The organism is Chitinophaga sp., assembly GCF_035761305.1.
Taxonomy (GTDB): domain Bacteria; phylum Bacteroidota; class Bacteroidia; order Chitinophagales; family Chitinophagaceae; genus Chitinophaga.
The window spans coordinates 1-15,695 of record NZ_DASTRI010000028.1 but is presented as its reverse complement, the minus strand read 5'-3'; the positions used below and the strand labels follow the sequence as shown (position 1 = coordinate 15,695).

General features: G+C 46.0%; 16 protein-coding genes and 1 tRNA gene. 8 read left to right on the top strand and 9 right to left on the bottom strand.

Translation table 11 applies throughout. The features are described 5' to 3' along the window. Positions 1 to 346, top strand: a 346-nt coding sequence (locus VFS25_RS03065; RefSeq protein WP_326460642.1) for a DNA adenine methylase, incomplete at its 5' end; no start/stop codon positions are given. Then, the gene (locus tag VFS25_RS03060) at positions 297 to 1,475 is read left to right on the top strand and encodes an HNH endonuclease signature motif containing protein (protein ID WP_326460641.1); all 1,179 of its coding nucleotides are present in this window, start codon (positions 297 to 299) and stop codon (positions 1,473 to 1,475) included. The genes VFS25_RS03065 and VFS25_RS03060, both read left to right, overlap by 50 nt. A gap of 5 nt (positions 1,476 to 1,480) precedes the next feature. Here VFS25_RS03060 and VFS25_RS03055 read toward each other — a convergent pair whose 3' ends face one another. Next, positions 1,481 to 2,221 (bottom strand): LytTR family DNA-binding domain-containing protein, encoded by a 741-nt coding sequence (locus VFS25_RS03055; protein WP_326460640.1) that lies wholly within the window; start codon positions 2,219 to 2,221, stop codon positions 1,481 to 1,483. Beyond that, the gene (locus tag VFS25_RS03050) at positions 2,214 to 3,254 is read right to left on the bottom strand and encodes a sensor histidine kinase (protein ID WP_326460639.1); all 1,041 of its coding nucleotides are present in this window, start codon (positions 3,252 to 3,254) and stop codon (positions 2,214 to 2,216) included. Before VFS25_RS03050 ends, VFS25_RS03055 begins: the two co-directional genes overlap by 8 nt. A 202-nt stretch (positions 3,255 to 3,456) precedes the next feature. Between VFS25_RS03050 and VFS25_RS03045 the strand changes: the two genes are divergently transcribed. Further along, a complete protein-coding gene (locus VFS25_RS03045) occupies positions 3,457 to 5,904 on the top strand; it encodes a TonB-dependent receptor (protein ID WP_326460638.1) in 2,448 nt (815 codons plus the stop codon). A 471-nt stretch (positions 5,905 to 6,375) separates the two neighbouring features. Further along, positions 6,376 to 6,855: a hypothetical protein gene (locus tag VFS25_RS03040; protein ID WP_326460637.1), complete on the top strand. Its 480-nt coding sequence runs from the start codon at positions 6,376 to 6,378 to the stop codon at positions 6,853 to 6,855. Positions 6,856 to 7,119: 264 nt separating this feature from the next. Here VFS25_RS03040 and VFS25_RS25310 read toward each other — a convergent pair whose 3' ends face one another. The 5 genes from VFS25_RS25310 to VFS25_RS03020 all read right to left on the bottom strand — a co-directional run bounded on the left by VFS25_RS25310 (position 7,120) and on the right by VFS25_RS03020 (position 9,964). Next, on the bottom strand, positions 7,120 to 7,476 hold the full coding sequence (locus tag VFS25_RS25310; RefSeq protein WP_414647697.1) for a TlpA family protein disulfide reductase: 357 nt from the start codon (positions 7,474 to 7,476) through the stop codon (positions 7,120 to 7,122). After that, positions 7,425 to 8,627, bottom strand: coding sequence for a hypothetical protein (locus VFS25_RS03035; RefSeq protein ID WP_326460636.1), 1,203 nt, complete (start codon positions 8,625 to 8,627; stop codon positions 7,425 to 7,427). Before VFS25_RS03035 ends, VFS25_RS25310 begins: the two co-directional genes overlap by 52 nt. Positions 8,628 to 8,771: 144 nt before the next feature. Next, positions 8,772 to 8,954 carry a hypothetical protein gene (locus tag VFS25_RS03030; RefSeq protein ID WP_326460635.1) on the bottom strand — a complete coding sequence of 61 codons (183 nt, stop codon included), beginning with the start codon at positions 8,952 to 8,954 and terminating at the stop codon, positions 8,772 to 8,774. A 71-nt stretch (positions 8,955 to 9,025) separates the two neighbouring features. Beyond that, positions 9,026 to 9,376, bottom strand: a complete 351-nt coding sequence (locus tag VFS25_RS03025) for a hypothetical protein (RefSeq protein ID WP_414647696.1) — start codon at positions 9,374 to 9,376, stop codon at positions 9,026 to 9,028. Positions 9,377 to 9,890: 514 nt separating this feature from the next. Beyond that, positions 9,891 to 9,964: transfer RNA gene (locus VFS25_RS03020), tRNA-Asp, on the bottom strand. Between the two features lie 109 nt (positions 9,965 to 10,073). Between VFS25_RS03020 and VFS25_RS03015 the strand changes: the two genes are divergently transcribed. Then, complete coding sequence (locus tag VFS25_RS03015; protein WP_326460633.1) at positions 10,074 to 10,976, top strand: glutamate--tRNA ligase family protein; 903 nt, start codon at positions 10,074 to 10,076, stop codon at positions 10,974 to 10,976. 9 nt (positions 10,977 to 10,985) lie between these two features. Here the strand turns inward: VFS25_RS03015 and VFS25_RS03010 are convergent, their stop codons facing one another. Then, complete coding sequence (locus tag VFS25_RS03010) at positions 10,986 to 11,855, bottom strand: alpha/beta hydrolase (RefSeq protein WP_326460632.1); 870 nt, start codon at positions 11,853 to 11,855, stop codon at positions 10,986 to 10,988. Positions 11,856 to 11,959: 104 nt separating this feature from the next. Between VFS25_RS03010 and VFS25_RS03005 the strand changes: the two genes are divergently transcribed. After that, positions 11,960 to 12,817: a LysR family transcriptional regulator gene (locus VFS25_RS03005; RefSeq protein ID WP_326460631.1), complete on the top strand. Its 858-nt coding sequence runs from the start codon at positions 11,960 to 11,962 to the stop codon at positions 12,815 to 12,817. Between the two features lie 20 nt (positions 12,818 to 12,837). On the opposite strand, the gene VFS25_RS03000 is transcribed toward VFS25_RS03005, so the two are convergent. Then, positions 12,838 to 13,578, bottom strand: a complete 741-nt coding sequence (locus VFS25_RS03000; RefSeq protein WP_326460630.1) for an SDR family oxidoreductase — start codon at positions 13,576 to 13,578, stop codon at positions 12,838 to 12,840. A 158-nt stretch (positions 13,579 to 13,736) separates the two neighbouring features. Here VFS25_RS03000 and VFS25_RS02995 point away from each other — a divergent pair, with 158 nt between their 5' ends. Continuing rightward, the gene (locus VFS25_RS02995; RefSeq protein ID WP_326460629.1) at positions 13,737 to 14,885 is read left to right on the top strand and encodes a glycoside hydrolase family 5 protein; all 1,149 of its coding nucleotides are present in this window, start codon (positions 13,737 to 13,739) and stop codon (positions 14,883 to 14,885) included. 26 nt (positions 14,886 to 14,911) lie between these two features. Further along, positions 14,912 to 15,583 (top strand): GDSL-type esterase/lipase family protein, encoded by a 672-nt coding sequence (locus VFS25_RS02990; RefSeq protein WP_326460628.1) that lies wholly within the window; start codon positions 14,912 to 14,914, stop codon positions 15,581 to 15,583. Positions 15,584 to 15,695 lie beyond the last annotated feature (112 nt).

The window sequence follows — 15,695 nt, the reverse complement described above, 5'->3', positions numbered from 1 at the left end:
TAAAAACACGTTTATTTATCTTGATCCTCCTTATATGCTTACAACCGGCGCATACAACGATGGAAAAAGGGGGTTTCACGGATGGAATTCAGAAACAGAAAAGAGATTTTTTGACTTTGTGGATAAATTGAATGAGGAAGGTAAGCCATTTATGATTTCCTACGTTTTAGAACACAAAGGAAAACATAACTTGAATTTAGTGGAGTGGATTAAAAAAGGAGGTTACAACATCATCGAAGTTGATCCCATGCTTGGGAACAACCGGAAAGAAGTTTTGATTACAAATTATAGCGATAATGCCAGCACCACACTTCATCATAAAGAACAAATTCCAGAAGAGGCGTGAACGTTACGAAGACATTCTTACCCGCGATATTTTACGCGACGTTTGCGAACGGCTTACAGGCAGACGTGACTACACTGTTACCTTTGACAACACGGGTTATAACATTGGCCGGTTAGCTACATTAACATACAATGGCGCTGTTAGCTACGTTTCATTTTCAGAATATGAAATTGGCAGCAGAAACTCCTTTTTTCAAAGCTTCCCGAGCGCACTGGTCAAATACCACCAGGAAACCAACCCCAATAAAAGCATTCACTTCTATTTTCTGCAGCCTGACGGCAATATTGAAACCGCCTATTTTAAATTCATGTACAGGTTAATGAAAACAGCAGGAACTAATTTTTTGAATGAGGGGGATCATCTTACTACTGCAATACAACCCTTTAATTCCGTATCTGACGTTATAGCCCAGCGGGATTTAAACAGAGGCCGAAATAGGGGAAATGTATCATCTTATGTAACAATTGATGAAAACAACACCTTACAGATATATGGAAAGACTTATGGAGCAAACAAATACGAAACAGTATTATTATGTCTTGCTATTCATAAGATCACCCGTTATTCAATGGAGCTGTATGAAATACAGGAAGGCGATCTGAGAAAGCTTCCGGCCGACGCAAGGGATGTGATCGTATCGCTGGGCATTCATGTTATTACTTCTGACCTGGTATTGGAAAAAAGAGAATTTGAAGCTAATGACAGTCTTCGTTCGCCAACATATATTTATAACCTGTTAGAGAAACTTGGTGAAAAGAAATGTTTATTGTGTGATTGTGAAATTCCCCAAATAATTCAGGGCGCTCATATCTGGCCGGTAGCGAGTATCAAAAAAGCTAATAACCTCAGCATTGAAACAAAGATCCAGCATGCAACTGCTGGTGATAATGGTTTATGGCTTTGCAATAATCACCATAAATTATTTGACATCAATATGCTGTATATAACCCACGACGGACGGTTGAAATATAAAAACGGTATTGAGCAAGCACATGGAGCATATTTAAGAAGCTTTATAAGGAATAACAGGCTCCCCCATGAAATATTAACTCCCGCGTTCATCGGCTATCTTCATAAAAGAAACCGGCTGCTCAATGAAGGGGAGTATGACGATGTTGAAATAGACTGATTGCATTATTTATACAAGGCGGAGGCGATAATGGCTATGAAGCAGATTGCACCAATATTTTTTAAAAAGGATGCTTTGTAATTCGCCGCTATCGGTATTTCCTTTTGCCCTACAAATACACGGTTACCTTCGATATGGCGGATGTTTTTTTTACTGATAATATAGGAGCGATGAACGCGACAAAATAGAGCAGCAGGTAAAAGAGCTACAAAATCCGAGAACGGCATTTTGGTTAAGATGATACCACCGCAGGTGACGACCTTTGTGTAGTTCCCCTGGGCTTCTCCATAAAGGCAGTCTTGGTAAGCGACCTTGTAAATTTTGCCGTCCGCTTTAATAAAAAAGTCATCCGCCGTTTTCTGCTGGGTGTCCGGCAGCTTCCGTTGTAATTTCTCCCGTGCCCTGTCGACAGCGATAATAAACCTTTCAAGGGAAAATGGTTTGAGCAGATAATCGCAGGCGGCAACATCGAAGGCGTTTACGGCATATTCCTGATACGCTGTCGTAAAAATGACAACCGGCGGATTCTTGAGTGTATTAAAAAAACTAATCCCGTTTAAAACCGGCATATGAATATCCAGGAAAAGCAGATCGACCCTCTGCTTCAAAAGAAAATATTTTGCCTCCAGTGCATTACCAAACTCCCCTGCTACCAGCAGAAAGGGAAGTTGTCCGCAGTAGTTCCGGACAATGTTCCGGGCCACCGGTTCATCTTCAATGATCACACAATTAATTAAATTATCCATGTACAATTTTTAGGGTTAGTTCCATTTTATAGAGATCTTTATCCGGTACTTGCTTCAGTTTATAGTCATCTCCATATAACAAATCCAACCTTTTGAGGGTGTTTTTAAGTCCGACCCCCGAGTTTTCATTGAACCCAGGCACCTTATTTTCCTCCATACAGCACGTGTTAACAACCGAAAAATGGATGCATTTATCTGCAATAATTAATGATATATAAATATAAACCTTTTGACCCAGGGAGTCTTTGGCATGTTTAAAGGCATTTTCTATGAATACGATCAAAACAAGGGGCGCTATTTTAATATCCGGGCTCACCACTTGTGGAATATTCGCTTCCAGCACCAATCTGTCACTAATCCTGATCTGCTCAAATTCTATATAATTGCGTATATACTCCAGTTCTTCTTTTAGGGGAACATACGTTTTTTTTGAGCCGTATACTGAATAACGCAAAAGATTGGAAAGTTTGAGCAGCAGCACTGGAATACGCTGGTGCTCCTCAATTGAAATACCATAGAGGTTATTCAGCACATTAAACAGGAAATGCGGACTTAGCTGGCTCTGTAATAAGCTGAATTCGCTTATACTTTGCTCGGCCCTGGCGTGTGCGTTTTGCAACTCCTTTTGCATAGAAGCGCTGATAACCTTTAGCAACATCCCCATTACCGTACCGATTATGAAAAAGGGCATTGCATTTCTTACCACTTCCATAAACCCTGCATAAGGATGCGAAAAAGCAAATTTAACTAACATGAATTTCACTGCAGAAAGACATGCGATTGCAAGCACGCAGAATAATACAAAATGGAACATCTGATTGCGCAGATACCACCTTGCGCAAAGCCACCGACCGGTATAAATGCAAAGCAAAAAGAAAAAGCAATCGGCAAATGCAGAAACGAGGTTGTCAAAGCGGAATCCGGAAAGATACAGGAAATACATGCCGAGTGATAACATAATCAATACAGCAAGGCAAAATACAAGGTGCAGCCTATGCTTGCGGCCATGGATCAGATTCTGTATGGCTTTCATAACCCTAATTTCCGTAATTAACCGGATTCACCAATTGAAAGTTATGAATCCGCAGTATCGGGGGTTGAAATGCACAAAAGCAGTTTTCAATATCCCGTCACCTGTCACTTGCTTTTTGTCACCATTGATTCGCTTTCCACCACTTTTATTTCCCCCGGATAGATTTCCCAATCAAATTTGAGCAACTAAGAAACCTTTAGCTATGAAACTCACTTTGCTTTTGATCATTTTCCTTATACTTAAATTTATTCCTGGTGTGCAGGCGCAAACCCATCATGGAAAAATCAGTGGCGTTGTTCTTGATGCCGGAGGCCATACCATTCCTGGTGCTACTATAAGCCTTACCAATAACTCGGATTCCGCTTCAAAAAAAACGCGTATTACAGGCAACAATGGGACTTTTCACTTTGTAAATCTTAAAAGCGGTGTCTATTCGCTTCAAATATCCTATGTCGGATTTAAGCCTTATAGCAATGCTCACTTGCTGATTAATGATAGCATTGCCAGAATTCAATTGCCGCCGATCATTTTAACTTCTTTCGGTCAGGCACTCAGGGAAGTGGTGGTTACATCAAACAAACCGTTGGTGGAACATAAGATTGACCGCACCATGGTTAATTTAGATGCCATGCTAAGCGCGGCGGGAGCCAATGTGCTTGATGCGCTCTCCCAAAGTCCTGGTGTGATAGTAGATGGAAACGGGAATATTAGCCTTAATGGCAAAAACAATGTTTTGGTGCTGATCGATGACCGGCCCACCTATATGTCGGCGCAAGACCTTGCTGCTTACCTGCGCTCTTTACCCGCCGGTACTGCTGACAAACTGGAATTGATCAGCAACCCGCCCGCCAGATACGATGCTTCAGGAAATGCTATAATAAATATCATTTTAAAGAAAAACAAAGCAGCCGGTTTCAACGGCGCAATTAATTTCGGCTATAACCAGGGGAAGTATGCAAGAAGCAACAATGCGCTGAATATAAATTACCGGACCAGAAGGTTTAACCTGTTCGGTAATGGAAGCTACAGCCATGACAAGAATTACAGCAGTGAAACCTATAGCCGGTATTTTTATGATACCAGTGGGTTCCAAAGCGCCGCCGCACTGCAAGAGAGCCGTTATACTTATCAGTCAAACAGTTTCAATGGCCGTATAGGAATGGATTATTTTATCTCTGACAAAGCAACCCTTGGTGTTATAATCAGCGGTACTACCAGACCTAAGAACGATTTACGGGATTATGCCGGTGACCAGTACGGGGAAGGTATGCGACTGGATTCGGTGACACGGGGATTCACATCAGGAAACTATAGCTGGCGGAACAGGGGAGTGAATCTCAATTTACAGCAAAAGTTGGATAGCACAGGTGCGGCTGTAACTGCCAATCTCGATTATCTGAACTATTATTCAGGCAGCAGTCAAACATCTCCAATAACGTCTTATAATTCGAATGGACTTTTAAAAAGCAGCCTGCTGCGGGTTTTTTCGTTCCCGTCCCGTATCAATATTTATGCGGGTAAAATAGATTACGTCCGTCCTTTAAGAGGGGAGGCCCAATTTGATGCAGGTATCAAAAGCAGCAGCACCAGTACAGATGCCAGATCTTATTGGTTAGACGGTGTAAACCGCCGCCTTGTTCCGGATTATAGCAAGACCAATCATTTCCGTTACACAGAAAACATAAGCTCGGCTTACGTTAATTTCCGTAAAGAATGGAAGCGTTGGGCCGTTCAAGGCGGCTTGCGTGTTGAGCATACTGTAGCAAAAGGACATCAGTTCAGCAATCCCATTGTTGCGGACAGTTCTTTTACAAAGCGTTACACCAGCCTTTTCCCCTCGCTCTACATTTCCTATAAGCTGGACAGCAGCGGCGCTAATACCTTGGTATTGAATTACAGTAAAAGGATCAGGCGACCCAACTACCAGCAGATTAACCCGTTTTTATTTTTCATTGACCAGTATACCTATACATCAGGTAATCCGAACGTAACCGCAGCATTTGCACAGTATATCGAACTGAGATATACTTACAAACAATATTTTGGGATTACGCTGACCTATGGCGGAGGAAACCGGGAAATTAACCCTTTAACCTATGTGAGTGAAAACATCTTTATCACCAGACCCTATAATTTTATAGACGCTATCATGTATGGTATCACCCCCTATATTTCAGTACAACCGTTTCAATGGTGGAATATGAACTTTAACGTTGTTTTACTGTACCTGGTCAATAAGGGCAGCGCGGAAGGGGTAGTAATCCGCCAGCATGCTAATGTTCATGAAATAGAAACCTCAAACCATTTCCAGTTGAGTAAAACCTGGAGTGTGGAACTCAATGGCTTCTTTCCGGGCAAACAATCCTACGGGCAGACTAAGGCTGGGTCAATTTATAACATTAGCGTAGGTGTTCAGAAAAACATCATCCATGGTAACGGAACTATCCGTTGTAATGTGAATGATATTTTTCACTCGTTATCCATGGCCAGACAAACGGTCGGGATAAGCCAGGTATCCGCTTTCAGCCATAAAGAAACCGATAGCCGCTGGATAGGTATGTCCTTTATCTATCACTTTGGAAAATCGGCTAATGCGCGGAAACGAAATGATAATGGCAGTGCAGAGGAGGAAAAAAGCCGGGTATATTGAAATGTTAAGCGATTACCACTGGTTTCACCGGTACTTCTATCTGCCCAGTCGAAATTTAAGTAGGATTGAAAAGAAAATGTTTCCTTGTTATAGTTCATAGAACGATTGGAAAATCCGCGATGTGCATCGATCTTGTCGATCCTTATTAGATTTTTAAAGGGCTCCTCAGTCATCACGATTGCATCTGCCTGTAACCTTTGCGGTCTTGCAATACTGTTCTGCGGAGGTTGAACTTGTGCTGGATCAGGTTTGTATGCGCGGATTTCGAACAACCTTAATCTTCTTCCCAAGAATTCACACATGTTCTTTATGAATTGGGGCTGGCACGAAGTCTTTACACTGAATGACTATGTGGGCTGGTTTTATTACTCCAACTGGAATATTCCAGACATTCCGCAAAATTTTCAGTATGCCCGATCCGTTACTTATAATATCCACGGATAAGCCAAGGAAACCTTTATGATACCCATTATGCGAAAATTCATTTTAGCCAGCACGCTGGTTGTCATGGCAATGGCCTGCAACAAGAAGAAGTTCTGTGACACCAATCCGGCGCCTTATTACTTTACGATCATGCGGGCCGATGGAACACCCTATTTCAGCAATACCAAAGACACCCTCCAGATTTTTTACATCAAGGATGGTGATACCACGTACCTGAATGATTATCACGATGTCGGTATCTTTAGTTGGGACACCACCGTTTATAAGTTCATTATGTCAACCCGATTGGCTCCTGTGCGGAGTGCGATGGAGGAGGTAAAGCGGTTTTATTTCAGGATGCCAGATGGCGACGTTGATACCCTGGACCTGAATTACGGTTATAACGCGGATGGTGCTCCCAGCTGTAACGGATGCTGCCGGCCGTATATATCGAGTGCCTATAATGGGATTGCGCCAACGCTAGATGAGCATACCATGCCTCCCGTATGGGTGCTTATAAAAAAGTAGTCGTCGAACTTAGACTAGGAAGTGAAAATAACGAGATCCCATTCCATCATAGCGGGGTAATGCGATTATATATCCCTTAAGCAATTTTTCGGGACAAGATGCGACCACATTTAGGAATGGAAGAGTGGATTTCATGAGGCAGATTATAGAAAAAGAGCTGCACGCCTGCAGCTCTTTTTTATTTCCTTCGGATATTCCGGTAAAGTGATCCAGTAAAATGGCTCTTTGTGCCGGTAGCGCCTTGTTTAACGAAAGTTAAAGTCGTTATTTTTTGAGTTCATTACTTATTTGCTGATAGAACTGGTTACCGGAACTGGGAAGTTTCATGTTTGCATTCAGGAGATTGCCCTGGCTATCAAATAAAAGGAACTTGGGGATTTCCAGGGTTTCTGATTGATATAGTTTGATCAGGGATTGGGTGATTCCATCGGAGGCCACATAATGCAGACCGTTCAGGTTATACTTTTGAACGGTCGGTAAGATCTTGCGGTTGGTAGGCGCATCAAAAGACAGGTATAGCAGATTGACTTTTGCGCTATCGAGAAAACGGTGGAGTTCTTTGCTGTGCCTTAATTCGGCGATACATGGCGAGCACCAGGTAGCCCAGCAGTCAATAAGCAAGGGTTTTCCAGGTGACAGCAGTTTGCCAGGTCCTGAACACCATTTATAGCAGAAAGTTTTTTTTGCATTACCATCTGAACGCCGCCATGGGATGCATCATAACTGATATAATAAGGTGCCTTATCGAGGTTATTCAGTTTACCGACAACATTGGGAACGGTCTCAAACTGCTGATCAATGAACCTGTTCCACTTACTTTTGGGATAGTGCTGGTGAAAGACCTGTATGAAATCTGCTATTTCACTTTTCTCTGTTGATCCATAACCGATCAGGAACAGGATGTGATTAGCCATTTCAATTTCCTGGATGGAATCCGGGGCCAGCGCAAAAATATGTTCATTATCTTCGAACGTTTTCCATTTTGAGGAATCGGGTAATGTTGCCAGGGCATGTTTGTAGTTTTCCAAACGCAACTTATTGCCTGCTATAAGTGACCACAGTAAGGAGCTATGATATTTGGGTTCAAACGGGTCATAGGTGTTGTAGAGTTTTTCGAGGTAAGACAGGATTACTTCGTTACTTAGACTGGTGTTAAGCCTTTTTTCTGCGCTGCTTGCCTTGAGATGCATATTGAAACGCATGTAGGTGTACATCAGCATGAATGCGTCCACGTAGCTTAAAAAGTATTGGTGCAATTCCGGTGTTATCTTACCGTCTGCCCTTAATTTATCATAGATTAACTTATACTTTTCCATGCACGTCAGGGTACTATCCCATAGTGCTGTGGATGAACGTGCGGGAAGTATCATGGAGTTGAAATCTTCCTCTGCGGTTTTTCCCGTCGGTTTCATTTTCATCACATAATATTGTCCCATTGCATTGCGGCCCGAAAAGGAATATCCTTTATCTCTGATTGCGTTGACGGTTATTTTATCGCCGGGTTGAACAAATACTTTATATTTAAATAAGGGGGATTCGAGCTTCACCACTCCGGGCGTAACATTCTTCAGATCAATTTCAACCTTCCCGTTTTTAGCTATAACCGTCTTTGTAATGTTGATGCCGTTGGCGTAGCCGTTGAATGGCTGGTAAACATCGGCTTTCAGGCCATCTGTAATATCGGGTTGTAGGATGGTTATTTTGGCACCGTCCTGTGCAAACAAGGCGGAAGGGCAAAGAAAGGATAGTAAGAGAATAAAATATTTACACATAACGGTTTATTTTAACGCGCCAACCCATCGCAGTTGAACGATTGCGGGGTGAAGCCGAATGTTAAGGAAATAAAAGCTAAAACAACTACGCCTCCCTGGGCGGGAGGGGGTAGTTGTTAAATTGCATCTTCATGATGGTTTGTATCAATCTCCGCAAAGAGCTGAGCACAATTCCCATGCATCTTTTACAGAATTGGCTTCACCAATGTGAATGCCATCATCGCAGTGGCAGGTAACGGGATAGTCGCCGATCATTTGTTTCATATCCTCTTTAGTCAGTCCCTGAGCGTCTTTTGATGCGAATTGCTCCAATTTTGAAGTTTTCATGATTAGTAAATTAAAAAGTTAAGAATAATCTCTCTATTTCCCTGAGAGTTTCGGGTTTTGTACTAAAGATTTTATGTCAACAGAAAGTATTGAAGATCCTTTAACCGGTAAGCCGGTGGTAATCTATGCCCATTGACAAAATAAGTTGATGTGTATTGAATTTCGTTTGCCTTGCACCATTGATGCATTTCTTCGATCTGCAGGTCAACGGCGTCGTCCGTTTTTGCACAGGCGTGGCGGGAGAGGAATCCCTGCGGGTCGGATCTTCCCTTTGTGAACCAGTCCTGAAGGCACTCATTGAAGTTACCGTTTGTCCCCTCCTGGTAGAGCGCCATCAAATGCCTGGTAGGCAAGAAGGACTTATCGTTCTGGTCATTCCTTGTGGTGAAAACGATCTTAATGTCCACTTCATATTGTGCCATCAGCCATCTATTTATTTCCTTATAGGGTTCCGCACACGGAGCGCAATAAAGACTGCATACTTTCAGGATGCTATACTGTGCACCCGGGCGCCTGCCGCTCGGCCGGCCCGCTGATCCCAGCGGCTTGTAGTCCATTTTTGCTTAGTTGAAAACTCTTTTGCGATACCATCAACGGTAATTCTGGCGTAAACAAATCTTTCGTTTTTCTGGTGGTCTTTTGGTTGCTTTAGGAAAAACAACAGCGCATAACTCTTTTCCAGCATAATCCTTAAACTTTAACGTTAACAAAAGTCGGATTATAGCTCTCCTATAACAAGATGTTTACGACATGAACATGTTGATTATCAACAGTTTATGAGGGTTTCCGTGGCACTTTTTTATTGGCAAAAAGTGCCACGATTTTGCCACGAGAATTTTGTGCGCATATGCAAATTTTGGCACTCTGAGGGGGTATAAAAAAAGCCCGCAAATTAAGAGTTTGCGGGCCTTTCAAGCACTCTGAAGATATTTTCTGCGGACCGGACGGGACTCGAACCCGCGACCTCCGCCGTGACAGGGCGGCATTCTAACCGACTGAACTACCGATCCGTTCCGTTATTTACGGGCTGCAAATATAGAGAAATCATCTAAATATGCAAATCCACTTTTAAAAAATTTGCTGCCCCGCACCGCCCGTAAAAATAGTAATTTAACCCGCATGCAGCCGTACCCTACATTTCATAAAACAAGAATAGCGCCAACGCCCAGCGGATTTTTACATGTAGGCAATGTACTATCCTTTGCTATTACCGCTGCGCTGGCCCGTAAAACCAGCGCCCGCATACTGCTGCGTATCGACGATATAGACCGCGCCCGCATAACGCCGCAGTATGTACACGACATTTTTGATACCCTGCATTACCTGAACATTCCATGGAACGAAGGCCCGGAAAATTACACACAATACGAACAGGAATATTCCCAGCTGCACCGCATGCCGTTATATAATAAAGCGCTGCAGCAGCTCAGGGAAGGCGGTCATGTATTTGCCTGTGAGTGTTCCCGCGCGCAGGTGCTGGCCGCCAGCCCCGATGGCGCTTATCCCGGCACCTGCAGGGAGAAGGGTATTCCGTTGGATAAGGAAAATGTAAGCTGGCGCCTGCGCACCGATACCGGAAAGGAGATCACTTTTAAAACGTTGCAGGCGACAAACAGCGGCATGCTGCATACTGTAACAGCAACCTTGCCTGCGAATATGCACGATTTTATAGTGAGGAAGAAAGACGGTTTCCCGGCTTACCAACTCACGTCTGTTGTAGATGACGATCATTTTGGGATAGACCTGGTAGTGAGGGGAGCAGACCTGTGGCCGTCTACCATTGCGCAGCATTATCTGGCTGCGCTCATTCCCGGCAATACCTTCCAATACAGCACCAGCTACCATCATCCGCTGCTGCTGGAAACGCCGGACAGAAAATTATCAAAATCCGCCGGGGCCACCTCCATTCAGTTCCTGCGGAAAGAAGGGAAGCAGCCGGCGGATATATACACTATAATTGCCCGTATGCTGGGCTATGAACAACCTGTAAAAAATTTTGAAGACCTGCTGCATTTGCTGTAGGCGCTGCGCTTACCACACCAATCCTTTCAGGAACGCCAGCATGTCCTGCCCGATTTCCTCCGCATGTGTTTCCAGCGCAAAGTGCCCGGTGTCATAGAACTTAACCGTTGCCTGCGGGTTATCCTTTTTGTAGCCTTCAGCGCCTGCGGGTAAAAAGAACGGGTCTTTGTTGCCCCACACAGCCAGTATGGGCGGTTGGCTGGTACGGAAATATTCCTGGAAGGCAGGATAGCGTTCTACATTGCTGCGGTAGTCCAGCATCAGGTCCAGCTGAATATCCAGGCTGCCCGGGCGGTCCAGGAAATGCTGGTCAAGGGTATAGGTTTCCGGCGCAATCAGCAACGGATCACTTACGCCATGCTCATACTGGAACCGTGTCATGGTATGGGCCGTAAAGTCGCGCAGCGCATCGCGGTTAGCCGGGGTAGGGTGCTGCCAGTAGGTTTGCATGGGCGTCCAGGCGTCGCTTAAACCCGCTTCATACGCATTCCCGTTCTGCGAAATAATACCGGCTATCTTTTCCTTGTTGGTCAGCGCCAGCCGGTAGCCTACAGGGGCGCCGTAATCAAACACGTATAATGCAAAGCGCTTCAGTCCCAGGCCGTCAATAAACGCCTGCATGGTATGCGCCAGGTTGTCGAAGGTGTAGTTAAACTGTGTATGGTCGGGCGCGTCGGAATAGCCATATCCCGGCAGGTCCGGGGCTATTACATGATATTGTTCGCTTAAAACCGGGATCAGGTTGCGGAACATAAAAGAGGAGGTAGGATAGCCGTGCAGCAGCAGCACAGTGGGAGCATCCGGCCGGCCGGCTTCCCGGTAAAAGATGTGCAGGCCGTTGGCTTTGGCAGTGCGGTAAAATACAGTATTCGCTTTCATATCAGATATATTTAATACCAGTGTGTTTGTTAACAACACAAATGTAGGATCGATCATCAATCAATAAAAATGATTAGTTTTGATATTAACTATCTGTAAAAAAGATGAATATCTACGATCTGCAAACCTTTGAGGCGGTAGCTGCGCTGGGCAGCTTTACCAGGGCGGCGGAAGCTATGCACACCGTACAGTCTAATGTAACCGCGCGTATTAAAAGCCTGGAAGATGAATTTAAGGTAACGCTGTTCATCCGTACTTCGCGCCGGGTTGAGCTAACCGCTGCAGGGGAAACCCTCATCCGCTATTGCCGGCATATCAGCCAAACTATTGACGAAGCCAAACGTGAGCTGTCGGCAAGCACGCAGGTAACAGGCACTATCCGCATCGGGGTAATGGAAACGTCCCTCTCCATGCAGCTGCCGGGTGTTGTTAACCGGTATACAGACCGCTACCCCGATGTGGAGATAGAGATAAAAAGCGGCTTCTCCGGCGCGCTTACCGGCGATGTGCTGAACTACCGGCTGGATATGGCCTTTGTAGCCGCTCCTATAGCATCGCCGGAGCTGCAGGAAAAGGCGGTTAAAAAAGATAAGCTGGTAATTGTTACAGCCGCCGCACATGCCAGCCTCAGTGAATACCTGAAAAAGCAGCCGGTAAAGATCGTGGTGTTTGACCAGGGCTGCAGCTTCCGCGCGCGGCTGGAGGCATGGCTTAACGCCAAAGGCATTACCGCCTACCGCAGCACGGTGATGAACAGCATGGAGGGCATCATCAATTTTGTGGAAGGCGGCATGGGCATGACTATCCTGCCGGAAGACCTGCTGCAGCGTTACTATGCCAAACGTAAAATAAAAACCCACACCATCAACCGCGGACTGGGCACCTTAACCACCGTGCTGGTGTACCGCAAAGATCTGCCGCAGTCCAGGGCTATGAAGGCATTTATTGAAATGTACCACTGATTACCGGCGCTCCTTTGTGTTTACACCAGCGCTGCGCCGCCGTCAATCACAATATTCTGGCCGGTGCCAAACTGCTGCAGCATCAGGTACATAAATGCCTGCGCAATTTCTTCGGCTTCACCTACCCGTTTTACCAGCAGGCTGTCGCCCACATTTTTATACAGGCTTTCACGGTCGGCATCGGGCATGCTGTTCCACAAATTGGTTTTTACCACGCCGGGCACCACGCTGTTCACCCGTATAGGCGCCAGTTCCACGGCCAGCGCGCGTACCAGGCCTTCCATGGCGCTGCAAATACTGGCGGCTATTACCCATCCCTTACCCGGGCGTTGGCCTGCAATGCCGCTGCTTAAATTAATGGAGCCGCCTGGCTGAATATGCGGTGTTGCATACTTTACTGCTGCCAGCGCGCTCCAGTAGCGCAGGTTAAAGAAGTTGCGGGCGGCAGCCAGGTCAGTGTCGCTGAGATTATGCAGGCGCAGGTTTTCCGCTGCGGTGTATACCAGGTGATCAAAGGCACCTGCCTGTTCAAAAAATGCTTTAATGTTGGTTTCCTGTCCCAGGTCTATGGCATGTCCCTGGCTGCCCGCAGGCAGCTGCTGCAGCGCCTCATTTACCCGCAGCTGGTTGCTTGACACAATTACTACCTGTGCGCCCGCTGCTGCTGCGGCTTTGGCAGTGGCCAGCCCAAACCCCGAGCTGCCGCCTAATAATATCACCTTTTTACCGGCCAGTGTTCCCTGCTTGTTTTGATTTTCCATGATCGTTATTTTTTTACAGCACAAAGGTCTGCGCCCTGCAGCTGCTTTCACTTAACAAATGGTAAAAAAGCAGGAGCAGTATGTTTTGACTACCGGCTGAAATTGTCTATTTTCATCAGTAACCGTTTTACATTAGTTTACGTTTAAATATTCACGTTATGGAACGTCGTTCTTTCCTCAAAAACACTGGTCTGCTAACAGCCGGCCTGGGTTTGGCCGGTACCGCCGCCATGGCTGCTTTACAGCCTGCTGCCATTAAAGCCAGCAAGCTGCCTAAGTGGAAAGGGTTTAACCTGCTTGACTTTTTTTCTCCACTGCCCGCGGGCAGCGGCAAGCCCACCACCGAAGAGCATTTCCGCTGGATGCGCGACTGGGGCTTTGATTTTGTACGTATTCCCATTGCCTATCCCAGCTATTTGCAGTTCGACCGCAGCCGTGACATTACACCGGGGGAGGTATATAAGATAAATGAGCAGGCCGTTGATAAAATAGACCGCCTGGTTACACTGGCGCATAAATACAATATGCACGTAAGCCTCAACCTGCACCGCGCGCCCGGCTACTGCATTAACGCCGGCTTTCATGAACCGTATAATTTATGGACCGACCCCGCCGCGCAGGATGCCTTTTGCTTTCACTGGAACCTGTGGGCCAAAAGATATAAAGGCCTTTCCCGGAAGCAGATCAGCTTTGACCTGGTGAATGAACCCAGCATGCGGGAAAATATGAATGACCAGCATTCATCCCTCAAACCCGTTCCCGGCGCGGTATACCGTAAGGTGGCGCAAGCTGCGGCCGCCGCCATCCGTAAAGAAAACCCGGATCATTTAGTTATTGCCGACGGTAATAATGTAGGCAACAACGTTATACCGGAAATACTGGACCTGGATATTGCACAAAGCTGCCGGGGTTATTACCCCGGCCTTATTTCGCACTACAAAGCGCCCTGGGCCAATAAAGACCCGGAACATTCACCCATGCCGCTGTGGCCGGGCCAGGTAGGCAACCAGTACCTGGGCCGTGATATGCTGGAGCAATATTATAAGCCCTGGATTGAGCTGGCCGCCAAAGGCAACGGTGTGCATTGCGGTGAGTGCGGCTGCTGGAATAAAACTCCGCATAAAGTATTCATGGCGTGGTTTGGCGATGTGCTGGATATTTTATCCACTCATCAAATTGGCTTTGCGGTTTGGAATTTTATTGGCGATTTTGGCGTGCTGGACTCCGGGCGTACAGATGTGCAGTATGAAAACTGGTATGGTCACCAGCTGGACAAGCAGTTCCTGGAGCTGCTGCGCAAACATTGAGTTATAAACCGCGTAGATATTATTGCATGAAGAAAGTTATTTTGCTTTGCAGCCTGCTGATGGCTGCTGTTACCGTATTAAAGGCACAGCAAACCGAAAAGCCCCGTTTCTGGGATGATGTACAAACCATCAAACATTACGACAGGATGTACAACCCGCCGGCGCATCCCATCCTGTTCACAGGCAGCTCCTCTATCCGCAAATGGGGCGACCTGGAGCGCACCTTTGCCGGTTATGTGGCTATGAACCGGGGTATTGGCGGCGCCGTGGTAAACGATATTATTTTTTACCTGGATGATATTGTTTTTCCTTACCAGCCCCGCCAGATCGTATTGTATGTAGGTGAGAACGACCTGCCGGATGCGGCTTCCACGGCCGATTCGGTGCTGGAAAGAACCAAACGCCTGTTCTACCGCATCAGGGAGCGGCTGCCCGATGTGCCCATTATCTACATCTCCATGAAGCCCAGCCCTTCCCGGGAAAAATTCCAGCAAAAGGCCATTGCAGCCAATGCGCTCATCAAAGATTTTCTAAGCACGCAAAAGCAGGCGGTGTTTATAGACATATTCCATCCTATGCTAACGTCCGATGGAAAAACACGCCCCGAGCTGTTTGTGTCGGACATGCTGCATATGAATGAAAAGGGATATAAGATCTGGCGGGAGCTGGTAGAGCCTCATTTGCTGAAATTGGAATAAACGTTGCCGCTCCGCCGCCGGGGTATCTTCCGGCGGCGTCCGTTAATCGCCGTCTTTTACTGCCTCATATTCCAGCAATACTAAGCCGGAAGGATGGCTGCGTGTGCTTTTC